The following is a 23137-nucleotide window of genomic DNA, read 5'->3' as shown; positions in this document are numbered from 1 at the left end:
GTCGACTCCGCGAGGACCGCACTGGCAGGCTGGCGACATGAGTGGCCCCGACAACCAGGCCGAGCCGGTCCGCGAGGCCGTTCGCGCCTACGCCGCACGGCAACCGCAGCTCGTGGCAGCGACCGCCGGATGGGTGACGCTGATCCGCACGCTGCTCGACGATGCCGGCATCGACTACCTCAGCGTCACCGGTCGCACGAAGAGCGTCGCGTCGTTCTCGGCCAAGGCCAACCGCACCCAGGACGGCCGGCCGCTCTACGCCGACCCGCTGCGCGAAGTGACTGACCAGATCGGCGTGCGCGTCATCACCTACGTCCACAGCGACGTGGCGGCCGTCGCCGAGCTGCTCGACGACGAGCTGACCATCATCGACGACCGCGACCTCGGCGAGGAGACCGCCCGGTCGGGCCGGTTCGGCTACGCCAGCCGCCACCTGCTGGTGCGCACCAACGGGGGCGAGGAGCACCCCGAGCTCGCCGGCGAGCTGGCCAGCATCCAGGTCCGCACGGTGCTGCAGCACGCGTGGGCGGAGTTCGAGCACGACATCCGCTACAAGGGCAACGTGCCGGAGGACGCCGCCGCCGACCTCGACCGCCGCTTCACCCTCGCCGCCGGGCTGATCGAGCTGGCCGACCGCGAGTTCGCGACCATCCGCGAGCGCATCCAGGCGGCCGCGCCCGGCAGCACCGCGGAGGCCGACGCCGACCACATCGTCGGGCAGGAGCTGGCCACCTTCCTGGCCGGCCACTACAGCGACGCCGGCTGGTCTCACACCGACCACTACGACTGGATCGCCAGCCTGCTCACCGAGCTCGGCATCGACACCATCGACGACCTCGACGACCTGCTCACCTCCGTCGACGCCGACGCGGTGATCCGCAGGATGGGATACCGCTACCCCGCCGGTGCCGTGCGACGCCTCGACGACGCGCTGCTCGCGATCTTCGGGGAGCAGTACGTCACCCTCGAGGGCAACAGCCACCGGGTCCCCCTGCTGCGCGCGCGTCTCGAGAAGCTGACCACGCCCGAGGGCTGACGGCTGCCCGGCCGCCGGCGCCGCCCCTAGGGTTGTGCCATGCCCCGGCTGTCGTGGACCCTCGTCACTCCCCTGCTCGCCGCGGTGGCCCTGGCGATCGCCTGGCCCCTGCACCCCGACAGCGGGCCGGTGCTCGGCATCCTCTCCGTCCTGCTCGTCGCCGTCGTCCTCGCGGCCGTGCACCACGCCGAGGTCGTCGCACACCGGGTGGGCGAGCCGTACGGGTCGCTGGTGCTGGCGGTCGCGGTGACCATCATCGAGGTGGGCCTCATCGTCACGCTGATGGTCACCACCGACAAGGACACCGCCGGGCTCGCCCGCGACACCGTCTTCGCGGCGGTGATGATCACCCTCAACGGCATCGTGGGCATCTCACTGCTCGTCGGCGCGCTCAGGCACCACCTCGCGGTGTTCAACCCGGAGGGCACGGGTGCGGCCCTGGCGACCGTCATCGCCCTCGCGGTGCTGTGCCTCGTGGTGCCGTCGGTGACCACGTCGCAGCCCGGGCCGGAGTTCACTGACGCGCAGCTCGCCTTCGCCGCGATCGCCTCCCTCGCGCTCTACGGGATGTTCGTCTTCACCCAGGCCATCCGGCACCGCGACTTCTTCCTGCCGGTGACCCAGGACTCCCACTCGCCGCTCGTCACCTCCAGGGCTGCGGCGGAGGCCGCCGCCGCCCGCGCGGCCGCCGACGCCGGCACGTTCGAGCACCAGCCCGTCGACCTCGACGAGGACGGGCACGCCGACCCGCCCACCGACCGGGCCGCCCTCGCCAGCCTCGGGCTGCTCGTCGTCTCCCTGGTCGCCGTCGTCGGGCTCGCGAAGATCGAGTCCCCGGCCATCGAGTCCGGCGTCGCCGCCCTCGGCTTCCCGCCGGCGGTCGTCGGCGTCGTGATCGCGCTGATGGTGCTCGCCCCGGAGACGATCGCTGCCGTGCGGGCCGCGACCCGCAACCGCGTCCAGGTCAGCCTCAACCTCGCGCTCGGCTCCGCGATGGCCTCCATCGGCCTCACCATCCCCGCGATCGCGGTGGCCAGCATCTGGCTGGACGGGCCGCTCGAGCTCGGCCTCAACCAGCTCCAGTCCGTGCTGCTGCTCCTGACCGCGGCCGTCGCGATCCTCACCGTCGTACCGGGTCGGGCGAAGCCGCTGCAGGGCGGCGTCCACCTCGTGCTCCTGGCCGCCTTCCTCTTCCTCACCGTCGCGCCGTAGCGCCCGCGCCGGCAGGACGAGGCCGGACGCACCGCGGCCCCGGCAGGAGTCCTGCCGGGGCCGCGTGAGCGCGTGGATCAGCCGAAGTACTTGCCGTAGATCTTGTCGTAGGTGCCGTCCTCGCGGAGGTCGGCGAGGGTGCCGTTGATGGCGCGCAGGAGCGGGATGTTGCCGTCCTTCTTCACCGCCATGCCGTACTGCTCGCCGGTGTCGAACTCGCGGGCCAGCTTGAGCTTGCGGTTGTCGGAGACGAACTGGCCGGACACGGTGTTGTCGAGCATCGCCGCGTCGAGCTCACCCGCCGCCAGCGCGGCCTGCAGGCCCGCCGCGTCGTCGTACGCCGTCACCTGGGTGGACTCCGGCGCGAAGTCGCTGAGGTAGGTCTCGCCCGTGGTGTCCTTCTGGACGCCGACCCGCTTGCCGGCGAGCTCCTCGAGCTGGTCCAGGCCCGAGCCGCGCGGCGTGATGAGCGCCTGCTTGGCGTCGAAGTAGGGGCTGGAGAAGTCGAGGACGCGAGCCCGCTCGCCGGTGATGGTCATCGCCGAGATGGCGAGGTCGCACGCGTCGGTGTTGAGCGAGTTGCCCGAGGTGATGTCGTCGAACGACACGTCGATCACGTCGAGGTCGGCGTCGAGGCTGTCGGCGACCTTGCGCACCAGGTCGATGTCGAAGCCGGTGGGCTTGCCGCCCTCCTCGTACTCGAACGGGGCGTACGGCATGTCAGTGCAGACGGTGAGCGCGCCGCTGAAGACCAGCGACACCTCGCTCAGGGCGTCGGCCTCGTCGGCGCTGGCGCTGCCACCGCAGGCGCTCAGCGTGGCCATCAGGGCCACGGAGGACAGGGCGGCGAGGGCCGTGCGAGCAGGGCCCATGCGTCGGGGCTGCCGTCGGATCGTGCGGGTCATGGCGTCAGTTCGCATTCACGGTGAGCGACTCGCGCAGTCGCATGAGGGCGTATTCGGTGATCTTCACGAGCGCACCCTTGGCCTGCTCGCGGTCGCGGGCGTCGAGGCTGATGATCGGTACGTCGGCGGGCAGGGCCAGCGCGGCGGCGATCTCCTCGGCGGGGTAGCGCGGGACGCCGTCGAACTCGTTGACGGCGACGATGAACGGGATGCCCTTGGACTCGAAGTAGTCCAGCGGGGAGAACGACTCGTCGAGCCGCGCCACGTCGACCAGCACGATCGCCCCGATGGCGCCGCGGCACAGGTCGTCCCACATGAACCAGAAGCGCCGCTGGCCGGGCGTGCCGAAGAGGTAGAGCACGAGGTCCTCGGCCAGGGTGAGGCGGCCGAAGTCCATCGCCACGGTCGTGGTGGCCTTGGTGGGCACGGCAGCGAGATCGTCGACGCCCTCGGACTCGTTGGTGACGAGTGCCTCGGTGCGCAGCGGGTCGATCTCCGACACGGCGCCGACGAGCGTCGACTTGCCGACGCCGAAGCCGCCGGCGATGACGATCTTCGTCGACGCGGCCGCGCGCTGCGCCTTAGTAGTTTCGAAGTCCACGGAGGGTCCTTTCGATGAGCTCGAGACGCTCATCAGTCGACGTGCTGTCGGTGATGGTGGCCTGGATTCGGACCAGGCCCTGCTCGATCAGGTCGCCCAGCAGCACCCGGGTGACGCCGATCGGCATCTTGGTGAGGGCCGACACCTCGGCCACGGAACGCCGGTCGCAGACCTCGAGAACCTGCGCAGCGGACGGGGAGAGCACGGGGGCCTCCACACCGGCCTGCAGGCGGAGCGTGGCCTCCATGGCCAGCTCTACCTTCGAGGCCGTCCGACCTGCGGTGAGGGTGTAGGACCGGATCAGCCGAGGGCGGTAGCCCTCGTCCTCCGGCTCGGGTGGCGTCACGGCACGGGTCCGGTCAGCCGCTCGTACCGACGCGGGCCTGGGCCTCGACGGTACGTCCCACGCGGTCCACCAGCAGGGCCATCTCGTAGCCCACCTGGCCGATGTCGGCCTCCTCGGTCGTCAGCACGGTGAGGTTCGACCCGTCACCGACGCTCATGAGCATGAGGAAGCCCATCTCCATCTCGACGATGGTCTGCATCACCGAACCGCCCTCGAAGAGGCGGGCGGCGCCGACCGCGAGGCTGGCCAGACCGGAGGAGACGGCCGCGACCTGCTCGGCGCGCTCGCCCGGGATGCTGGTGCTCGAGGCCATGAGGAGACCGTCGGCGGACACGAGGATCGCGTGCGCTGCGTCGGGTACGTCGTCGACGAAGCGCGACATCACCCAGTCGAGGTCTCGGTCGTCGCCGGTCGAGCTGGCAACGGGGGCGGCGGAGGTGTCGTGAGTCATGCGGGGCCTGCTTCCGTGTGCTGGGTGGAACTCTGGGCTGCTCGTCGACCGCGGGAGACCCCCGCGGTGTGAGCCTGGAGACGGCGGCGGATCGCTTCGGGGTCGCGCGTCTTGGCTGCCGTGGGCGGGGTCACGCTACCGGGGACGAGCCGCTCCCCGGGCGCGCGTCGCGGGAGTCCGACCGGCGTGGAGTCGACGACCGGCGCCGGCTCGGCGACGTGCTCCGCGATCTCCCAGCCACGGTCGACCTCGGTCTCGTGCCACTCGCCCTTGCCCTCGCCGGCGAGCCAGCCGGAGCGCATCGACTTGAAGATCGGCGACTCGCCGCCCGCGCGGGCCGGCTCGGCCCCGTGGTGCGAGAGGCCGTTGGAGCCGTTGGACCCGTGGCCGTTGGAGCCGTTGGTGCCGTGTCCGTTCGTGCCGTTGAGACCGTGGCCGTCGGTGAGCAGGGCGGCGGCGTCGTACGACGGCACCGGCTCGAGCTCGGGCTCCTGGCGCACCTCGGTGCGGGGCTCGGGGTCGGCGACCGGCTCGGCGGCGACCTCGCTGACCGGCTCCGGGTCGGGCTCGACGACCGGCGCGGGCTCGACCGGGCGGGTCGGGGTGTCGAGGCCGAGCGGGTCGTCGGCGTCGACCTCGACCTCGTCACGCGCCTCGACCTCGGGTGCCGGCTCCGTCTCGGCGGGCTCGGGCTCGACCTCGGCGGCGGGCTCGGGCTGCTCGGCGGACCGGGGCTCGTCGAAGGCGTCGGCGGGCAGCGGGTCGGACAGCGGGTCGGAGAGCGGGTCGGAGAGCGGGTCGTGGGCCCGGGCGGGCTGCTCAACGGGCTGCTCGGCGGGCTGCTCGGTCACCGTGGCCTCAGCGGGCTGCTCGGTCGGCTCCTCGGCGGGGGTCTCGGCGGCGACCTCGGCGGCGACCTCGGCCGGCTGCTCGGCAGCGACCTCGGCGCTGCGCGCCTCCTGCTCGGCCTGGGCCCGCTGGCGCGAGGCCAGGGCGGTGATGGGTACGACGCGGGCGACCTTCTCGGCGCGCTCCGCAGCGGGACCCTCGGCGCCGGCGCTCGACGCGGCGGGGGCGTCGGTGTCGGCGCGCTTGCCGAAGAGCGGGCCGGTCGCCGTGGACGTCTCCGGCGGCAGGAAGGCGTCGGCTCCGGTGCGGGGCATGTTGGCGCCGGGGTCGCGGCGCGGCAGGAGGCTGCCGAGCGGCGGACGGTCGGGGGTCGGCTCCGACGACGAGGGGGCGGCAGCCGTGGACGCTGCGGGAGCGGCGTCGGACACGTCGGACGCGTCGTCCGTGGCGGTCGTCGTACCCGTCGTGGCCGGAGCCGGCTCCAGCTCGGCCTCCGCCTTGGCGGCCTTGGCCTTCGCCTTCGCCTCACTGGCGGCGGCGCGCTCGGCGGCCTTGGCCTCGGCCTTCTCGGCGCGGGCCCGGTTGCGGGCCTCACGCTTGGAGACGACCGGGGCGGACCCGGCGCCGACGAGCTCGGCGTCGGCCGCGGCCGCGGCCGTGGTGGCCTCGGCGGCGGCCGGGGCGACGGGCGCCCCGGACTGCGGCACGTCGGGGAGGACCGACGGCGGGAGCAGGACGCTGGCCGTCATGCCGCCACCGGGGTTGCGGGCCAGGTGGGCGTGGATGTCGTGGCGCTCGGCGAGGCGGGAGACCACGAACAGGCCCATGCGGCGGGCGGTGTCGGGCGTGGCCTCGGCACCGTGCTGGAGGTCCTTGTTGAGCTGCTCGAGCTCGGCCGGCGGCACGCCGAGACCGGAGTCGGTGATCGTGATGGTCACGCCCTCGGGGCCCTGCTTGGCGGCGAGGCGCACCGGCTCGGCGGGCGGGGAGAAGCTGAGCGCGTTGTCGACCAGCTCGGTGAGCAGGTGGACGACGTCGGCCGCCGCCTCGTCACCGACGCGGGTGTTGAGGTTGGAGAGGATCTGCACGCGCTGGTAGTCCTGCACACCGGAGGTCGCGGCCTGCAGTGCCTCGCCGACGGTGAGGCTGAACTGGCCGGCGGCGCGGTTCGGGGCGTCGGCCAGGATCAGCAGGGAGTCGGCCGTACGGCGCATGCGCGAGGCGAGGTGGTCGAGGCGGAACAGCGACTCGAGGCGCTTCGGGTCCTCCTCGTCGTGCTCCAGACGCTCGATCTGGGCGAGCTGCTGGTTGACCAGCGAGGTCGAGCGGCGCGAAAGCGTCACGAACATCGCGTTGACGGTCTGGCGGAGCTGGGCCTCACCGGAGGCGAGGTGGATGGCCTGGCGGTGGAGGTCGTCGACCGCTCGCGCGACCTGGCCGATCTCCTCGTTGGTGTGGACGTCGATCGTCTTGATCGGCTCCGGCTCCTGGCCGGCGCGGATCCGGGCGACGGCGTCGGGCAGGCGGTGGCGCGCCACCGCGAGGGCGCCGTCGCGGACCTTGCCGATCGGGCCGAGGAGGCTGCGGGCGATGAAGAAGGCGAGCGCGATCGCCGCGGCGAGCGCGAGGAGCGTGAGCACGGCGCCGACGAAGGCGTTGCGCTGGGCCGCACCGGCCGCGTCGTCGAGGGTCTCGGTCACACCGGTGACGAGGGTCTCGGTGATCTCGTCGTAGGGCGTGTAGGCGTCGCGGCCGTCGAGGTCGGTCGCGGCGTCGTCGCGGATCTGCCCGGCATGGCGGGTGTTCTGCTGGCGCAGGAGGGCGGTCTGCTCGTCCGCGCCCTCCACCGACCCGGCGAGACGGTCGATAGCAGCCGCCTCCACGCCGATCTCCGAGAAGAGCTCCTGCGAGCTGGACTGCGACAGCGTGGTCGCGAGGAGGCCCTGCTGGAGGGCGAGGGACAGGCGGCCGCTCATGGCCTGGGAGAGCTGCTCGAGGCGGGGCTCGGGCGTCTCCTGGGCGGCGTTCACGGTGGTGATGAGCTGGGAGACGCTGGACTCGAGCTGGCGCACGAGGGCGATCCAGGTGGCGGGGCCGAGGGTCTCGGCGCCCTCCCCGCGCATCGCCTGGCTCAGGTCGAGCAGCGCGTTGACGTGGGCGGTCTGCAGCTCGTCGAGGTCGGCCTCGTCGCGGGCCTGGACCAAGGTCTCGGCGTTGGTGGAGATGTCGCTGATGGCGTCGATGAGGTCGCCCTGGCTGGCGGCGCTGTCGGACTGCGCGGCCACCATCGCGGCCTCGGAGGCAGTGAGGTAGTCCACCGCGGGCTGGATGATCGTCACCTGCTGGGCGCTCCGCGCGGCCTGGCGCGAGTCGCCGTAGTCGCCGGCGACGCGCAGGCCACCGAGCACGGCCGCGAGCAGCAGCGGGATCGCCAGAGCCAGGGCCATCTTCCGGCCCAATGGCCAACCGGCGACCGAGAGACCCGCGCCCGTCCGGGCCTGGGCTGCATCCTGAGTCATGTGTGCCTCGCGTTTGGGTGAGCGACTACGTCGAAAGCCGAGAACGCGCCGCTCGGAGCGGCGCAGGCTCAACTTAAGGAGTTCGGCGACATTCCGTGGCGTTTTCACAGAACTGGGGTCGAGGCGGTGTAAGGAACGGTCGCAGGGTCGCGAGCCGGTCTGCTCCCGGGTCCAGGCCGTCGTGTCAGCGCCGCGCGCCGGCAACGGGGCGTCGGACGAGAAGGCCGGCCGCGCGCAGGTGGGTCAGGCCCGCTCGACCTCGCTCTGGAGCTTGAGGACGGTGGTGCCGTCCTCCTGCTCGATGACGTACGCCGGGTCGTCGTCGCTGCCCTTGCGCGTCACCTTCTCGCCCTTGGTCGTGCGGGAGACCTCCTCGTGGTGGACCTCCTTCACGGTGCCCTCGGCCCAGGAGGAGCCCCACTTCCACTTCACGGTCGTGCCGGTGCGGATCGCCATGCGTCCGAGCGTGCCATCGCGCGCCACGCCGCGGCCCACCCCTCAGGATCGGACGTGCATCCGCTCGCCCTGCGGGCCGAAGATCGCCAGCACCTCCGCGGGCGTCGGGCCGGGGTTGCCGATCCAGTGGGGCGTGCGGGTGTCGAACTCGGCGACCTCCCCCGGCTCGAGGACGAGGTCGCGGCTGCCGAGCACAAGCCGGACCTTGCCGCTGAGGACGTAGAGCCACTCGTAGCCCTCGTGGGTCTGCAGCGTCGGGCGCGGGTCCTTCTCGACCGGCATGACCATCTTGAAGGACTGCAGCCCTCCCGGACGACGGGTGAGGGAGATGAAGGTGCGTCCGTGGCGCACGACCGGCTTGGACCGGATGCGCGGGTCGCCGGTCTCGGGCGCGTCGACGAGCTCGTCGAGGGCGACGCGGTGGGCACGGGCGAGCGGCAGCAGGAGCTCGAGGGTCGGCTTGCGCTGCCCCGACTCCAGCCGCGACAGGGTGCTCACCGAGATGCCGGTCTCCTCGGCGAGGTCGGTGAGGGTCGCCTCCCGCTCGAGCCGCAGCTGCCGCAGCCGCGGGCCCACGGCGCGCAGCACTCCTTCGTCGTCCATCCGACCCAGTTTGCCACTCCAGCAAGAATGTTTGTCAATATCGCCGTGGTGTCTGCATGCTCGGTGTCATGAGTGAGAACAAGACGTACGACGTGGTGGTCATCGGTGGTGGCGCGGCCGGCCTGAGCGGCGCGATGGCGTTGGGCAGGTCGAAGCGCTCGGTGCTCGTCATCGACGCGCGCGAGCCCCGCAACGCCCCCGCCGCCCACGCCCACAACTACCTGGGGCGCGAGGGCGTCTCCCCGCTGGAGCTGCTCGCCACCGGCCGCGCCGAGGTGAGGCAGTACGGCGTCGACGTGGTCACCGACCGGGTGGTCGGCCTGTCCGGCGAGGCCGACCACTTCCTGGTCACCACGGAGGGCGGGCGGAGGTACGGCGCGCGCCGGGTGCTGGTCACCGGTGGCGTCGTCGACGAGCTCCCCGACGTGCCGGGCCTGGCCGAGCGGTGGGGCGGCGACGTCCTGCACTGTCCCTACTGCCACGGCTGGGAGGTGCGCGACCAGGCGATCGCCGTGCTCGCGACCACCCCGATGGCCGGGCACCAGGCCATGCTCTTCCGGCAGCTCTCCGACGACGTGGTCGTGGTCGTGCACGACGGCGTCGACCTGCCCGACGAGGAGGCCGAGAAGCTGGGCGCCATCGGGGTGCGGTTCGCCCACGGAACGCCGCAGGAGGTCGTGACCGACGGCGACGCACTGGTCGGGCTGCGACTGGCCGACGGCACGGTCCTCGAGCGGGACGCGATCGTCGTCGCGACGAAGCCCCACGTGCGAGCCGACTTCCTCGGTCCGCTCGGGATCGAGCCGACGCCGTTCGAGATGGCGGGCGCCGTCCTCGGCTCCGTCATCGCGGTCGAGCCCACCGGCGCGACCGTGGTGCCGGGCGTCTTCGCCGCCGGCAACGCGACCGACATCGCGATGACGCTCATGGCCTCCGCTGCCCACGGCAACCGGGTCGGCGCCTGGATCAACGCCGCTCTCGCCGACGCCGACGCCAGGAAGGCCGTGCAGTCCCTGCGCGACGACTTCTTCGAGCAGCCGGCGTGGGAGGAGCGCTACTCCGGCGACCGCGTGTGGAGCGGGCGCGTCAACGTCCAGCTCGAGGCCGAGGCCGCCGGGCTGGCGCCGGGCCGCGCGCTCGACGTCGGGGCGGGCGAGGGCGGCGACGCCCTGTGGCTGGCGCGGAACGGTTGGCAGGTGACGGCGTGCGACTTCGCCGACGCAGCGCTGGCGCGGGTCGCGGAGCACGCCGCGGAGGCCGGCCTCGGCGACCGCGTCGAGACGCGGCGCATCGACGTACGCACCTTCGAGCCGGACGGCGAGACGTGGGACCTCGTCACCTCGCACTTCGTGCACCTCCCCGACGGCGGCATGGTCGATGTCGTACGACGCCTCGCGGCCGCGGTCGCACCCGGCGGCACGCTGCTCGTGGTGGGCCACGCGCCGAGCGACGTTCACACCGGGCTCCGGCACGGGCACCACTCGTTCATGCACACCGCCGACCAGCTGCTGCCGGCACTCGACGACGCGTGGGAGGTCGAGGTGTGCGAGTCGCGGCCCAGGACGCAGGCCCACCCCGAGACGGGCGAGGACGTCGACATCGCCGACGCGGTGCTGCGGGCGCGGCGCGTGTCCTGAGGCGGCCGACGCGGCAGCGCGGTCAGGGCAGGTCGAGCCGGGCGAGCACCATCGCGGCCAGGCGGTCGACCGGCAGCGCCGGATCGACGTCCATCCCGTGCTCGTCGGGCTGGAGCGGCTCGAGGGTGTCGAGCTGGGACTCCAGCAGGCTCGGCGGCATGAAGTGGTCGCGGGCGTTCATCCGCGCCAGCAGCATGTGCTTGTCTCCGGTGCAGTGCACGAAGAACGTGCCTACTCCCCCTCGCCTCAGCACGTCGCGGTAGGTCTTGCGCAGGGCGCTGCAGGCCATCAGCGTGGGCTCGCCGCGGGCATCGCGCTCGGCGGTCCACTCCGCGAGCGACTCCAGCCACCCCCAGCGGTCGGCATCGGTGAGCGGGATGCCCTGGCTCATCTTGGCGACGTTCTCGGGCGGGTGGAAGTCGTCGCCCTCGGCGAGCTCCCAGCCCAGCCGTTCCTGCACCGCCCGCGCGACGGTCGACTTCCCCGAGCCGGAGACGCCCATGAAGACGAGGTGGAGGGGCGAGCCGGGAGGCGTCATCCCACGGCCCACAGTCCGAGGGAGAGCACGAAGATGCTCACGCCGAGCGTGGTCTCCATGACCGTCCAGGTCCGCAGCGTCGTCTTCACGTCCATCCCGAAGAACCGGCCGACCAGCCAGAAGCCCGAGTCGTTGACGTGCGACAGCACGGTCGCACCGGCCGCGATCGCGAGCACGAGGGCGACGCGTTGGAGGTCGGTCGGGTCGGCCGCGGCGACGCCCGCGGAGATCAGTCCCGCGGTGGTCGTCAGCGCGACGGTCGCGGACCCCTGGGCCACCCGCAGGATGGTGGCGATCACGAAGGCGCTCACGATGAGCGGCAGGCCGAGGTCCGCGAGCGAGTCCGACAGCGCGTCGCCGATGCCGCTGTAGCGGAGCACGCCGCCGAACATGCCGCCGGCGCCGGTGATGAGGATGATCGCGCAGATGGGGCCGAGCGAGTCGTTGAGGAGCGACTCGACCTCGCCTCGCGAGTAGCGACGGACGGCCAGGGTGTAGGTGGCGACGAGCAGGGCGATGAGCAGGGCCACCGGCGTCTGGCCCACGAAGACCAGGACGTCGGCCCAGGCACCCTCCTCGGCGATGGTCCCGTTGGCCCGCAGGGTCGTGAGGATCGTGTTGGCCCCGATGAGCACGAGCGGGAGGAGCAGGATGCCGAGCACGTGCGCGAACGCCGGGGGGTTCTCCGTGTCGGCCTCGCGGCCGCCAGTGAGCACCGAGTCGTCGATGGGGACGTAGATCTTGCCGAGCCACGAGAGGGTGACGGCATAGACCCCGGCGAACCAGGCGACGACGGCCACGACGACACCGACGAGCAGCGTGAGCCCGATGCTGCCGTCGATCTCGGTGGCCGCGGTGACCGGCCCGGGGTGCGGCGGGACGATGGCGTGCATCGCGGCGAACGCGCCCGCGGCCGGGAGGGCGTACATCAGGACGGAGCCGCCGAAGCGCTTGGCGACCGAGAAGATGATCGGGAGGAAGACCACGAGCCCGGCGTCGAAGAAGATCGGCAGCCCGAACAGGAGCGCGGCGATGCCCAGCGCCAGGGGCGCCCGCTTCTCGCCGAACCGGCTCACGAGGGTGTCCGCGAGCACCTGGGCTCCGCCCGTCACCTCGAGCAGGCGGCCGATCATCACACCCAGCCCGACGAGCAGCGCCACCGTGCCGAGCGTGCTGCCGAAGGCGGCTATCGCCACCGTCGGGACGTCCGCGACGGGGACACCGGCCGCGACCGCGGTGCCGAAGCTGACGAGGACCAGCGCCACGAAGGCGTGCATGCGCAGCACGATGATCAGGACGAGCAGGACGGCGACGGCGAGCGCGGCGATGATCAGCAGCGTCGCCGAGGCGTAGACGGGGGTCATGGTGTCCACGGGGGAGCCTCCGAGATGGGCGAGTGGGGTCGCTCCACCCTAGGACCTCGCCCACCGTCGGCCTCGGGCGCTCCGCGGGGAAAGGAGCGCTCTCGATTGTCTCCAGATCTCGTCAAGCAGGTGTGGAGCCGCCCGAGGACGGGGTACGGGCCCTCCATGATCATCTCCGGCCACCTCCAGCACGACCGCACGGGCCGCGCGGTGGTCTCCTCGTTCGCGGCCGCCCGCATCGCCGAGGTCGACGCCCGCCGGCGGGCCGCCGAGGCGAGCATCGACGCCCTCGTCGTGGCCTGGCGGGGCGGCACCGCCCGCCACCAGCGCTCGGGCTGGCAGGAGTGGGACGACGCCGCCCGCGACGCCATCGACGCGCTGACGGCCCTCGTGGGCGAGCTGGAGCTCGCGCGGGAGGAGCTCGCGGACCAGGGGCACCGGCCGACGGTGCCGCGCCAGGTCGACCGGCGCGAGGTGGAGCACTGAGTTCTCCACAGATCGGTCCCGCGGGGTGCCGCCGGGTGCCCGCCGGCGACGACGATCGGACCATGATCATCTCGGGAACCCTGCAGCTCGACCCGGTCGCCCACGCGGCGGCCACGGCCTCGCTCGCCGACCGGCTCTCCGACCTCGAGGCGCGCCGCCGGGCGGCGACGTCCGCGGTGGACGGCCTGCTCGCCGCGTGGCGCGGCGACGCGGCATCCGCCTTCCAGGAGCAGTGGGAGGTGTGGAGCAGCGCGTCGGCCAGGGTTATCGGCGACCTGGGCGCGGCCGTCGACACGCTTCCCGCCGCGGCGTCCGACGTCGTGAGGGCCGACGACCGGCGTGCCGTCGCCGGCGACCACCTCAGCGGTCGCCTGGGCGGGAGGCTGCCGTGACGGCCTACGACGTCGACCTCGCCGAGCTCCGGCTCGCCGTGGCGCAGCTCGCGGCCTGCCAGCGCGACCTCCTCGGCCTCGCGGTGGACATCGACCACGCACAGGACCGGCTGCAGGACGACTGGCTCGGTCGGGCGGGCGACGCGCAGGCGTCGTCGTACGACTCGTGGCGCGACGGGTGCGCGGAGATGGTCACCTCGCTCGCGGCGCTGCGGCGGATCGTCGCCGCGGCCGACGACCACTACTCGTCGGCCGTCGACGCCAACCTGGCGCTCTGGCGACAGGTCAGCGGCTGACGGCGACCCGACCGGGCCGCGTGCACGTGGCGTAGACCCCGAGCATCGGCTCACCCGCCCGGTTGGTGGGTCGCTCCCGCACCAGCGCCTTCAGCAACCGGACGTCCTTCGTGCCCGTCTCCGGGTGGTGGTCGACGACGGCACAGCGTGGGATCGGACCGCCGATGCGGACGGTGGCCTCCCCCACCACCACGTCGCGGCCCGCCCAGGTGTCCTCGACGAAGGGCATGTCGGTCTCGACGACCAGCGTCGACCGCAGGCGCGCCGCCTGCCGGGTGAGTGCCTCGTGGCCCGTACGTCGCGCCAGCTCACGCAGCGACGCCGTGCCGACGACGGTGACCGGGTCGGCGAACACCACCCCGCCGCGTGGCGCGGCGGCGAGCCGCACGGGCCGACCCAGCCAGTCGGAGAGGAGCGCGGCGTGCGGGCCGTCGGTGAGCTCGAGGGCGACGGGCCGCCCCCAGTAGTCGCAGGTGATCGTCCGGCCGTTCCGCACGGCCGGCGCCGAGACGGCCTCCCCGGTCGGCAGCGTGAGGGACACGACGTCCCCGTCCACCCGCGCGACGACACCGACCAGCGCCGGGTGCTGCACCGTCCTGAGGACGCGAGCCGCGTCGACGTCGACCAGGCAGTGGGACCGGTCACCCCGAGCACCCTGCGCGTCGAGCTCGACCGCGTCGAGTGCGAGGTGCCGCATGCCCTTGACCGGCGCGAACCCGGCCTGGCGTACGACGAGCTCGGCCAGCATGCGGCCATGGTTCCACGGCTCCGGCGCACGGGCTCAGGCGCGGCGCGGGCGGAGCTCGATGACGTTCGCGAACCGGCCGCCGTGGGACCGCGCTGGCTGCGGCCTCGCCGTCTCGTCCTCGCCCGCGGTCCGCACCACCGACCCGGAGACCCCGTTGCCCTCGACGGTGACCATCCGGGTCGTGCGGTCGCCGTGCCCGCGGCCCACCACGACGCCGGAGGCCTCGTGGTCGAAGGTGAAGCCGGCCAGCCTCGGGTGGCCCTGTCCCTTCGCGCCCGGACGCAGCAGGTGGTCGACGACGAACCGGAGCGACTCGACCATCCACCTCGGGTCCTCGAGGTGGGGGTTCCACTGCAGGCAGCAGCCGTCGGGGCACGGCTCCCACGCGAGACGGGCGAACGGCACGTCCGTGTCGCCGCGACCCGTCGGCGTGCCGCGCAGCGTGCCGTCGGAGTCGAGGACGTCGAGGAGGAAGTCGCACTCGGCGTCGTTGAGGGCCGGTTGGATCCGGATGCAGCCGATGAAGCGTGGGTCGAGCGCCATGCGTCCTCCTCGTCGGTTCGGGTATACGACGTTCCGTGCCCGTCCGGTGCCGCTGGAAACGCCGGCCTCGACATCTGTGGAGGACGGGAGGTGCATCCACAGATCCGTCGCGCCCCCTGTCGCCGCGCGGTGCGGCTCGACAAGGGTGGACGGCGTGCGGATCACGGTGGAGTGCAGCGGTTTCAGCCGGGCGGCGGACGCCTGCCTGACGGCGAACCAGGTCGCGGCCCTGCTGACGCAGTCCCTCGGCTCGCGGCTCGCAGGCACCTCCGGCATGGCCGGCGACGACGCGACGAGCGCCGACTTCTCGTCGGCGTACGACACGACCGCCCGGGAGGCGGCGGCGGCGTTGGCCGACCTGACCCACGCCTTCACCGGTGCCGGGCGTCTCCTCGCCGCCACCGGCGCCAACCATGTGCGCGCCGAGGCCGCGGCCGCCGGCCGGTCGTACGACGAGGCAGCCGGGGGCGACGACGGCGCGTTCATGCGGATCGTGCCGCCGACGGTGCCGTCGAGCATCGGCGCCGACGAGCCGTCCCTCGGCGTGGTCGACGCGTGGATCCTCGACCAGGTCGAGGGGTTCGTCTGGCCGGGGGCGGACGTCGCCGCCCTGCACGTCGCGGCCGACGCGTGGCGGCAGGCCGCTGCCTCGACGTCACGGCTCGCGGACTACGTCGACGTCGCCGTCACCCTCCTCGAGGCGCAGCGCTCCCCCGAGGTCCCCCTCGCGGTCGACGCGCTCGCCGAGCTCACGACCCTGGTCGGCGACACCGCGTGGCAGCTGTCGAGCCTCGCGACGGCGTGCGACGAGTACGCCTCCGCCGTGGAGGCCGCACACGACCGGACCCGAGCGCTGCTCGGCGAGGTCGCGCGGATGATCGTGGAGGGCGCCGTGATCTCGGTGATCGCCGCCGGCATCTCCGGCGGGCTCGCCGGCGGTGCCGCGGGCGCGGCCGCGGCAGCGCGCGTACGGTCCGTGGCACCGCGTTTCTACGCACTCCTGGTCACCCTGCGTGCCGGCGTGGCCACCGCGGCCACGAGGCTCGAGCGGGCCGCGGACGAGCTGTCCGCCGTCCGGACGAGGCTGGAGAAGTTCCTCCGGGTCCCGGCGCGGGGTGAGTCCGGGACGATCAGGCACCCGGGTGGGTGGCTGCCGCGGCGACGGGGTTGGCTCAGAGAACATGAGGTCCCACCGGGGCACACCCTGGAACGCCACGTCGGCAAGTCGGCCGACGAGCTGCTGCAACGCTTGGAGAGCACCGGACGACGGCAGGCTTCTTCCTTCGTCGACCAGGCACATGCGGAACGCTGCATCGAGAGGGTCTTGACCCGGTTCGAGGCCGAGATCGAAGCCTGGCGCCGGGCCGGAGGCTCCGACAAGCTCGTACTTCGGAGCGATCTGGACGAGCGCACGGGCACGATCGCACTCGGTGACGGCACAATGGTGGAAGCAACGGCTGTGAGAGTGGTGCTCATCCCGAGCAAGAACGCCTCGGGCTGGCAGCTGCTCACGGCGTATCCCGACTAGGACGATCACGTGGACGACCTCACGCACCTCTTCAGCGCCTACTTCTACGAGGCGTGGGACGAGTACGAGTACGGCTCGTGGGAAGAAGCCGTGGACGACTTCGCTCACCGGTCCCCCGACCGCGTGGCGGGTGCCGTCGTCGGCCTGCAGGCGCTCCTCGACGAGCCGCTGGACGATCGCGCGCTGGACGAGCGCCTTCGCGCCCTGGGCTGCACGTTCGTCTCGGACCTGGGGGACCGCGCCTGGCTGGTGCAGCTCCGCGACCGCCTGCGCAGCGCATCGGCGGGAGCACAGTCCCTGAGCCGGGCCAACTGATCTCAGCTTCCTCGATCCACCGCGCGCAGGCGCGTCTGAGAGCCACACTGTCCCGGTGCCCCGCTCCGCGACGACCGTGACGCTCGCAGCCACTGCCGCGATGCTGGCTGCGGTCGTGGTGTGGCACCCGGCCGAGCAGCTCGACCCCGTCCGGCGCGCGGTGGGGCTGGGGGCCGAGCGGCCGCTGCCCGCGCCGAGCGTCGTACGGCAGGGCGGGACGTTCACGTGGGCGATGACGCAGCCGGACAGCGACGAGCCGGTCGGGTGGGACCCGTGCGAGCCCATCCGCTACGAGATCAACCCGGCCGGCGAGCCGCCCGGCGGGGCCGAGCTGGTCCGCAGGGCACTGGACCGCGCGAGTGCCGCGACCGGGCTGGCGTTCGAGGACGAGGGCGAGACCGACGACCGCCCGTTCCCCGGCGGGGTGCAGCTCTTCGGTCGCCCTGACCCGGTGGTCATCGGGTGGGCCGACGCCGGGGAGTACCCGGACCTCGCCGGACAGGTCGCCGGCGTGGGCGGAGGCGTCGCCGAGAGCGGCAGCGGCGGCCGGCTGCGCTACGTCAGCGGAGGCATCGTCCTCGACGTCGAGGCCTTCACCGCCACGACCGTCGCGCAGCAGCCGCGAGTGATGGAGGCGATCGTGCTGCACGAGGTGGCGCACGTCGTCGGGCTCGGACACGTCAGCGAACCGATGGAGCTGATGTACGCCGACAACACCGGGCAGGTCGAGCTCGGACCCGGGGACCGCGAGGGTCTCGCCCGCCTCGGTTCGCTCCCCTGCCGCTGAACCACTCGTAGGTCGGGCTGCGTGCACCATGAAGGCAGTTCGCGCATGCGGCCTCCCATTCCACGCTCAATCAGCCGCCGCGGGCCGCCAACTGCCGTCATGGTGCACGTGCGAACGCCTCAGGGCGCCCGGTTGCCGCGAGCGTCCTCCTGCTCGACGAGCTCGGCGAGGTCCTTGAGCCGGTCGAGCCCGCGCACCGCGCGCGACATCCGGTGGTTGCCCTCGAACCGCTCGCGGTGCCGGTCGAGGAACCACCAGTAGCCCGCGCTGAACGGGCACGCGTCCTCCCCCACCCGCACCTTGGGGTCGAAGCGGCACGATCCGCAGTGGTCGCTCATCGTGTTGATGTAGGCGCCGCCCGACGTGTAGGGCTTCGTCATCATCTGGCCGCCGTCGGCGTGCTGCGACATCCCGACGATGTTGGGCACCATCACCCAGTCGTAACCGTCGACGAACGCCCGGTGGAACCAGTCCGTCACCTGCGCCGGCGCCCACCCGCGCTGCAGGGCGTACGACCCCAGCACCATCAGCCGCGGGATGTGGTGCACCCACCCGTGCTCCGCGACCCGGTCGAGGGTGTGGGACAGGCAGCGCGCGTCGGTGGCGTCGCCGTCGAGCTCGGCGAACCACTGCGGGATCCGCTGCCGCGCGGCCAGCGCGTTCTCGCGACGGTAGCCGTCACCCATGTGCCAGTAGACGTGCCAGACGTAGTCGCGCCACCCGATGACCTGGCGGACGAACCCCTCGACGCTCTCGATCGGCGCCGCGCCGCTGCGGTAGGCCTCCTCCGCGCGCTCGACCACCTCGAGCGGGTCGAGCAGGCCGAGGTTCATCGGCGCGCTGACCAGGCTGTGCGCCATCCACGGGTCACCCTCGAGGATCGCGTCCTCGTGCGCCCCGAACTCCGGCAGCCGGTGCTCCACGAAGTGGTCGAGCGCCCGCAGCGCCTGACGTCGGGTCGCCGGGAAGATCCGCGGCCCGTCGCGCCCGATGAACGACACCTCGCCGTCGCGCTCCCAGCGGTCGAGGTCCTCGCGCACCTGCGCGTCGATGTCGTCCTCGCCGGGCCACCACGGCTCGGTGACCCCCAGGGTGTCGGCGCCCTTCGGTGGCGGCTGGCGGTTCTCGTGGTCGAAGTTCCACTGACCCCCGGCCGGCTCGCCGCCGTCGAGGAGCACGCCGTGCGCCTGGCGCGCCCGCCGGTAGAAGTCCTCCATCAGCAGCCGCTTGCCGCGGCGCCCCTCGGCCCAGCGCTCGAAGTCCTCCCGCGCGGTCGCGAAGCCGCGAGGTGGCAGGACCGTGCAGCCGAGCCGCTCGACGAGCCCCAGCGCGGCGTACGACGTCGGGTGGACGACCTCGACGTCGCCGGCGGAGGCGAGCGGGCGCACCACCTCGGCGTACGTCTCGGCCTGCACGTAGGTCAGCCGGTCACCGAGCTCGGCGGCCCGGTGGCGCATCGCGCTCAGCACGAGGTGCGCCTTGGCCCGGTGGAAGCGCCGACGCCGGAACACGCCGGTCGACTCGACCATCAGCAGCGGCCCGCGATGGTCGTCGACGAAGTGCGGCCCGAGCTGGTCGCCGAAGAGCCACCGCGTCGTCATCCGGCCAGCCTAGGCAGGCGCGCCGACGGGCGGCACGGCCTCAGAGGTGGTGCAGCTTGGGGTACGGCGGCGTGATCCGCACCGCCTTCGACCCGAAGTCGACGGTCACGGCGTGGCTGTCGACGTGGGACACCTGACCGAGGCCGTAGAGGTCGTGGGTGACGCGGTCGCCGACCTCGAACACCTCGACCACCGGCTCCACGGCGGGCTTGAACGGACTGCTGGAGAGGTGCTTCGGCCGGGGGCCGCGCGGAGTGGTCATCCACCCAAGTATGCGCCTCCTGGGCGACGGATGGGGCATCGGACCGAGATCCGTCCTCCTCAACCTCGCACGGAGCCCGCGGTCAGCCCCGCGACGAAGTAGCGCTGGAGGAAGACGTAGGCGATCACCAGCGGCGTGGAGGCGACGATCACCCCGGTGAAGAGCAGCGGGTAGTTGGTGAGGAACTCGCCCTGGAAGTCGAGCAGCGCGAGGGGGAGCGTCCGCTTCTCCGGCGTCTGGATGAACAGCAGCGGGTAGAGCAGGTCGTTCCACTGGATCACCACGAGGAAGATCGCGGTGGCGGCGATGGGCGGCAGCGACAGCGGCAGCACGATCGACTGGAGCGTGCGCCACGGGCCGGCCCCGTCCAGGGCGGACGCCTCGTAGAGCTCGGGCGGCAGCGTGCGCATGAACCCGGCGAGGATGAAGACCGCGACGGGCAGGCAGACCACGGTCTCGATCAGCACCAGGCCGACCAGGCTGTTGAGCAGGCCGAGCTGGTCGAAGAGGACGTACTGCGGGATCATGTTGGCCTGGGCCGGCACGGCCATCCCGAGCACGAGGAAGCCGTGGATCACCCAGCCCCGCCACCCCGGGATGCGTGCGATGCCGTACGCCGCCAGGATCGCCAGCACCAGCGTGAGGGTCACCCCGCCGGCCGCGACGAGCGCACTGTTGCGCAGCGCGGTCGACATCGCCTGTTCGCCCAGCACGGTGCGGTAGTTGTCGAGGCCGAGCGAGTCGGGCAGGCCGAACGGCGAGTCGAAGAGCTCGGGCGTGCTCTTGAAGCTGCCGGTGAGCACGAGCGACAGCGGCATCAGGATGAGCAGCGTGTAGCCGGTGAGGAGCAACCGGCGGCTGACGGTGGCGGTCATGGCGTCCTCACGCTCCCCGCTGGGTGAGTGCGAGCGCGCGCCGCTGCAGGACCGTCACGGCGAGGATGATCGCCATGAAGAGGAGCGACTGCGCCGCGGCGTAGCCGAACTCGGAGTTGGTGAAGGTCGTGTAGATGCGGGTGGACAGGATGTCGAGCGACCCGCGCGGCGGGTTGCCGCCGAGACCGAGGATCAGGTCGAAGGCCTTGAACGACTGGATCGTCGTGTAGGCGACGACGATCGCGGTGGTCGGCGCGACCAGCGGCCAGGTGACGTGACGGAACTGCTGCCAGCGCCCGGCGCCGTCGAGCCGGGCGGCCTCGTAGAGGTCCTCGGGGATCTGCTGCAGGCCGGCGATGAAGATGACCATCAGCTGGCCCGCGTGCGCCCAGACCTGCGTCATCGCGACCCAGTAGATCGCCTGGTCCGGGTCGCCGAGGAAGCCCGACTGCAGGGACTCGAGGCCCACCGCGCCCAGCGCCTGGTTGATCGGCCCGACGTTGGGGTCGTAGATGAAGCGCCAGATGAAGGCCACCGACACCGACGACAGGATCGCGGGCAGGAAGTAGACCGAGCGCACGAAGACCGACACCTTGCTGTTGCGCAGCAGCATCAGCGCCAGCCCCAGCGACAGCAGCGTCTGCAGCACCACGACGACCAGCAGGAACGTGAGGTTGTTCGTCAGCGCGTTGGTGAACAGCGAGTCGCCGCCGGTCGCCAGCTTGACGAGGTTGTCGGCGCCGACGCTCTCGTAGTCGGGGGTGAAGCCGTCCCAGTCGGTCGTGGCGTACTGCACCGCCTGCACCGTCGGGATGACGAAGAAGACGACGTAGAGGACGACCGCGGGCAGGGGGAAGAGGTAGAGGGCCGGGTGGGGACGTCCCGGTCCGGTCAGCTTCGTCATCCGATCTGCTCGTCGACGATCTTCTGGGCCTCCTCGGCGGCCTGCTCGGGCGACTGCCCGCCGACGACCGCGACGCACGCGGCCTCGACCGCGGCCTCGACGTCGAGGTCGAGGAACTGGTAGCGCGGGGCGAGGGCCGTGTTCTTCGACAGCCACGGCTCGATGCGCTTGAGGTCGGCGTTGGTGTACTCCACGCCGTCGACGGTCACGTGCTGCGCCGTGCCGTTGGCGTACTCGCCCGCGACCTCGGGGTCGGACAGGTGCTCGAGCCAGGCGACCGCGGTCTCCTGCTTGTCCGAGCTGCTGTTGACGCCGAGGATGAACGTCGCGTTGTGCACGCCCTCGTAGCGCGCCTCGTCGGCGGTCGTGGTGATCGGAGCGAGGATGTCCATCGCGAACTCCGCGCCCAGGGCCCGGGTGGCCGCGATGTGGTAGCTGCCGGTGGCCAGCATCCCGGCCTTCTGCTCGTTGAACAGCTGCTGCAGCGGCTCGGGCGCGCTGCCGGAGGCGTTCTTCTGCATGTACGGCGCGAGCTCGGCGTACTGGCCCAGCGTCTTGAGGAACCAGTCGTCGGTGCACTTGTACTCCCCGGCCTCGATCTTCGTGCCGAAGTCGTCGGACGGGGCGTTGTTCATGGTCATCGAGTTGAACAGCTGCGCGGCGTTGCCCGCGTCGCCGCCGGGCCACGCGATCGGCGTGACGTCGGCCGACCGGAGCTGCTCGCACAGGGCGAGGAAGCCGTCCCAGTCCTTGGGGAGCTCGGAGACGCCGGCCTTCTCGAAGAGGTCGACGTTGTAGATCGGCTGGAGGAAGACCACCTGGTAGGGCAGGCCGTACTGCGTGCCGTCCTTCTGGCCGACCGGGGTGAAGCGCTCGCTGTAGCCGGACGTGAAGTCCTGGTCGGTGAGCTCGGCGAAGAGGCCGGCCGAGACCATGTCCTCGAACTGCGCGCCGCGGAAGGCGGTGAACGCGTCGCCCACCTCGCCGCCACGAAGGCGCTGGATCGCGCTGGACTGGTAGTCCTGGGACGGCGAGATGTCCTGCTTGACGCCGGCGTCGGCGTTGCCATCGACGAAGCCCGCGATGATCTTGTCGAAGACCTGCTGGTCCTCGGCGCGCCAGTGGGCGAAGGAGATCGTGTCGGTCGCGGACCCGCCTGTCGGAGCGGCGCCACCGCCGCCGGAGGTCGAGCCGGGACCGGCGCAGGAGGTGGCGGCGTAGGAGAGACCCGCGGCCCCCACCAACCCCAGGAATCCGCGGCGGTCGACGGTGATCGGACGGTGTGAGGAGGGCATGACGAATCCTTTCGGCCTTGATAACTAACTCGACTAGGTTAGTCGGGTTAGGGATGGCCTCGACACCGCCCCCCTCAGGGCGTGCGTGACCCGAGAAGTCCCTTCACATATGCAGCCTGACCCAGGTGCTGCAGGCAGTCGCCCTGGATGCTCACCAGTCGTACGCCGGCCGTGACCGGCGGGTCCCACCGCTGGTCGACCTCGCGCTCGAGCTCCGCCTCGTCGACGGTCTGCAGGTAGCGAGCGGTCGCGAGCGTGACCTCGTGGTGGTAGTCGGCGAGCAGCGCCGGGTCCTCGATCCGCAGCGCGTCGACCTGCTCGCTCGTGTGGCCGTAGCCGATGTCGTCGGTGCCGTTCGGCAGGCCGAAGCGGTCCTGGAACCGCTCCCAGACCTGCGGCTGCCCCGCGAGGTCGGCCACGTGGTCGTCCTGCACCCGCGCCAGGTGCCACAGCAGCCACCCGATCGGGTTGCCCGTGCCGCCCGGACGGTGGTGGAGCGCCTCGTCGTCGAGGTCCTCCACGAGGCCGGCGTACAGCTCGGTGATCCGGCCGAAGCCCTCGGTCAGCAGCCCACGCACGTCCACGGCG

At 72.3% G+C, this 23137-nt stretch carries 26 protein-coding genes; 9 read left to right on the top strand and 17 right to left on the bottom strand.

Annotation, left to right across the window (positions count from 1 at the left end; translation table 11 throughout):
* The first annotated feature begins 37 nt into the window (after positions 1-37).
* Positions 38-1036 carry a GTP pyrophosphokinase gene (locus NYO98_RS11455; RefSeq protein ID WP_326494434.1) on the top strand — a complete coding sequence of 333 codons (999 nt, stop codon included), beginning with the start codon at positions 38-40 and terminating at the stop codon, positions 1034-1036.
* 39 nt (positions 1037-1075) lie between these two features.
* Positions 1076-2248 carry a calcium:proton antiporter gene (locus NYO98_RS11450; protein ID WP_268111821.1) on the top strand — a complete coding sequence of 391 codons (1173 nt, stop codon included), beginning with the start codon at positions 1076-1078 and terminating at the stop codon, positions 2246-2248.
* Positions 2249-2325: 77 nt separating this feature from the next.
* Here NYO98_RS11450 and NYO98_RS11445 read toward each other — a convergent pair whose 3' ends face one another.
* The 7 genes from NYO98_RS11445 to NYO98_RS11415 form a co-directional block, all read right to left on the bottom strand.
* Positions 2326-3153, bottom strand: coding sequence for an ABC transporter substrate-binding protein (locus NYO98_RS11445; protein WP_268111819.1), 828 nt, complete (start codon positions 3151-3153; stop codon positions 2326-2328).
* A 4-nt stretch (positions 3154-3157) separates the two neighbouring features.
* The gene (locus NYO98_RS11440) at positions 3158-3754 is read right to left on the bottom strand and encodes a GTP-binding protein (protein ID WP_056906137.1); all 597 of its coding nucleotides are present in this window, start codon (positions 3752-3754) and stop codon (positions 3158-3160) included.
* Complete coding sequence (locus NYO98_RS11435) at positions 3735-4100, bottom strand: DUF742 domain-containing protein (RefSeq protein WP_268111816.1); 366 nt, start codon at positions 4098-4100, stop codon at positions 3735-3737. Before NYO98_RS11435 ends, NYO98_RS11440 begins: the two co-directional genes overlap by 20 nt.
* 13 nt (positions 4101-4113) lie before the next feature.
* Entirely contained in the window at positions 4114-4551 is a 438-nt protein-coding gene (locus tag NYO98_RS11430) for a roadblock/LC7 domain-containing protein (protein ID WP_268111815.1), read from the bottom strand.
* On the bottom strand, positions 4548-7847 hold the full coding sequence (locus tag NYO98_RS11425) for an ATP-binding protein (RefSeq protein WP_268111814.1): 3300 nt from the start codon (positions 7845-7847) through the stop codon (positions 4548-4550). Before NYO98_RS11425 ends, NYO98_RS11430 begins: the two co-directional genes overlap by 4 nt.
* A gap of 315 nt (positions 7848-8162) precedes the next feature.
* The gene (locus NYO98_RS11420) at positions 8163-8375 is read right to left on the bottom strand and encodes a hypervirulence associated TUDOR domain-containing protein (RefSeq protein WP_254182300.1); all 213 of its coding nucleotides are present in this window, start codon (positions 8373-8375) and stop codon (positions 8163-8165) included.
* A 42-nt stretch (positions 8376-8417) separates the two neighbouring features.
* Positions 8418-8978 (bottom strand): helix-turn-helix domain-containing protein, encoded by a 561-nt coding sequence (locus NYO98_RS11415; protein ID WP_268111813.1) that lies wholly within the window; start codon positions 8976-8978, stop codon positions 8418-8420.
* 68 nt (positions 8979-9046) lie between these two features.
* Between NYO98_RS11415 and NYO98_RS11410 the strand changes: the two genes are divergently transcribed.
* Entirely contained in the window at positions 9047-10615 is a 1569-nt protein-coding gene (locus tag NYO98_RS11410) for a bifunctional NAD(P)/FAD-dependent oxidoreductase/class I SAM-dependent methyltransferase (protein ID WP_268111811.1), read from the top strand.
* A 22-nt stretch (positions 10616-10637) separates the two neighbouring features.
* Here the strand turns inward: NYO98_RS11410 and NYO98_RS11405 are convergent, their stop codons facing one another.
* A complete protein-coding gene (locus tag NYO98_RS11405; RefSeq protein WP_268111810.1) occupies positions 10638-11153 on the bottom strand; it encodes a gluconokinase in 516 nt (171 codons plus the stop codon).
* Positions 11150-12517, bottom strand: a complete 1368-nt coding sequence (locus NYO98_RS11400) for a GntP family permease (RefSeq protein WP_268112216.1) — start codon at positions 12515-12517, stop codon at positions 11150-11152. The genes NYO98_RS11405 and NYO98_RS11400 overlap by 4 nt, the downstream gene beginning before the upstream one ends.
* 165 nt (positions 12518-12682) lie before the next feature.
* On the opposite strand from NYO98_RS11400, the gene NYO98_RS11395 reads away from it, so the two are divergent.
* The 3 genes from NYO98_RS11395 to NYO98_RS11385 all read left to right on the top strand — a co-directional run bounded on the left by NYO98_RS11395 (position 12683) and on the right by NYO98_RS11385 (position 13691).
* The gene (locus NYO98_RS11395; RefSeq protein ID WP_268111809.1) at positions 12683-13003 is read left to right on the top strand and encodes a WXG100 family type VII secretion target; all 321 of its coding nucleotides are present in this window, start codon (positions 12683-12685) and stop codon (positions 13001-13003) included.
* 62 nt (positions 13004-13065) lie between these two features.
* Complete coding sequence (locus NYO98_RS11390; protein WP_268111808.1) at positions 13066-13395, top strand: WXG100 family type VII secretion target; 330 nt, start codon at positions 13066-13068, stop codon at positions 13393-13395.
* On the top strand, positions 13392-13691 hold the full coding sequence (locus NYO98_RS11385) for a WXG100 family type VII secretion target (RefSeq protein ID WP_268111806.1): 300 nt from the start codon (positions 13392-13394) through the stop codon (positions 13689-13691). Before NYO98_RS11390 ends, NYO98_RS11385 begins: the two co-directional genes overlap by 4 nt.
* Here the strand turns inward: NYO98_RS11385 and NYO98_RS11380 are convergent.
* Both NYO98_RS11380 and NYO98_RS11375 read right to left on the bottom strand, forming a co-directional pair.
* On the bottom strand, positions 13681-14439 hold the full coding sequence (locus NYO98_RS11380) for an MOSC domain-containing protein (protein WP_268111805.1): 759 nt from the start codon (positions 14437-14439) through the stop codon (positions 13681-13683). The two genes, NYO98_RS11385 and NYO98_RS11380, sit on opposite strands and share 11 nt — an antisense overlap.
* A gap of 33 nt (positions 14440-14472) precedes the next feature.
* Positions 14473-14982: a hypothetical protein gene (locus tag NYO98_RS11375; protein WP_268111804.1), complete on the bottom strand. Its 510-nt coding sequence runs from the start codon at positions 14980-14982 to the stop codon at positions 14473-14475.
* A 154-nt stretch (positions 14983-15136) separates the two neighbouring features.
* Here NYO98_RS11375 and NYO98_RS11370 point away from each other — a divergent pair, with 154 nt between their 5' ends.
* Genes NYO98_RS11370 through NYO98_RS11360 form a run of 3 tightly spaced genes read left to right on the top strand, consistent with a single transcriptional unit; the run spans position 15137 to position 17612 of the window.
* Positions 15137-16510 carry an RNase A-like domain-containing protein gene (locus NYO98_RS11370; protein WP_268111802.1) on the top strand — a complete coding sequence of 458 codons (1374 nt, stop codon included), beginning with the start codon at positions 15137-15139 and terminating at the stop codon, positions 16508-16510.
* A gap of 9 nt (positions 16511-16519) precedes the next feature.
* Positions 16520-16825, top strand: coding sequence for a contact-dependent growth inhibition system immunity protein (locus tag NYO98_RS11365; RefSeq protein ID WP_268111801.1), 306 nt, complete (start codon positions 16520-16522; stop codon positions 16823-16825).
* A 55-nt stretch (positions 16826-16880) separates the two neighbouring features.
* Complete coding sequence (locus tag NYO98_RS11360; protein ID WP_268111800.1) at positions 16881-17612, top strand: matrixin family metalloprotease; 732 nt, start codon at positions 16881-16883, stop codon at positions 17610-17612.
* Positions 17613-17731: 119 nt separating this feature from the next.
* Here the strand turns inward: NYO98_RS11360 and NYO98_RS11355 are convergent, their stop codons facing one another.
* The 6 genes from NYO98_RS11355 to NYO98_RS11330 form a co-directional block, all read right to left on the bottom strand.
* The gene (locus tag NYO98_RS11355) at positions 17732-19213 is read right to left on the bottom strand and encodes a cryptochrome/photolyase family protein (RefSeq protein ID WP_268111799.1); all 1482 of its coding nucleotides are present in this window, start codon (positions 19211-19213) and stop codon (positions 17732-17734) included.
* Between the two features lie 40 nt (positions 19214-19253).
* On the bottom strand, positions 19254-19475 hold the full coding sequence (locus NYO98_RS11350; RefSeq protein ID WP_268111798.1) for a hypothetical protein: 222 nt from the start codon (positions 19473-19475) through the stop codon (positions 19254-19256).
* A 59-nt stretch (positions 19476-19534) separates the two neighbouring features.
* Positions 19535-20350 carry a carbohydrate ABC transporter permease gene (locus NYO98_RS11345; RefSeq protein ID WP_268111797.1) on the bottom strand — a complete coding sequence of 272 codons (816 nt, stop codon included), beginning with the start codon at positions 20348-20350 and terminating at the stop codon, positions 19535-19537.
* 7 nt (positions 20351-20357) lie between these two features.
* Positions 20358-21254 carry a carbohydrate ABC transporter permease gene (locus NYO98_RS11340; RefSeq protein ID WP_268111796.1) on the bottom strand — a complete coding sequence of 299 codons (897 nt, stop codon included), beginning with the start codon at positions 21252-21254 and terminating at the stop codon, positions 20358-20360.
* A complete protein-coding gene (locus NYO98_RS11335) occupies positions 21251-22549 on the bottom strand; it encodes an ABC transporter substrate-binding protein (protein WP_268111795.1) in 1299 nt (432 codons plus the stop codon). The genes NYO98_RS11340 and NYO98_RS11335 overlap by 4 nt, the downstream gene beginning before the upstream one ends.
* A 74-nt stretch (positions 22550-22623) precedes the next feature.
* Positions 22624-23133: a mycothiol transferase gene (locus NYO98_RS11330; RefSeq protein ID WP_268111793.1), complete on the bottom strand. Its 510-nt coding sequence runs from the start codon at positions 23131-23133 to the stop codon at positions 22624-22626.
* Positions 23134-23137: the final 4 nt, after the last annotated feature.

The sequence above is a fragment of the Nocardioides pini genome (assembly GCF_026712185.1).
GTDB classification, from domain to species: Bacteria; Actinomycetota; Actinomycetes; order Propionibacteriales; family Nocardioidaceae; genus Nocardioides; species Nocardioides pini.
The sequence above is the reverse complement of the archived record's forward strand: the minus strand, read 5'-3'. Positions and strand labels throughout refer to the sequence as shown.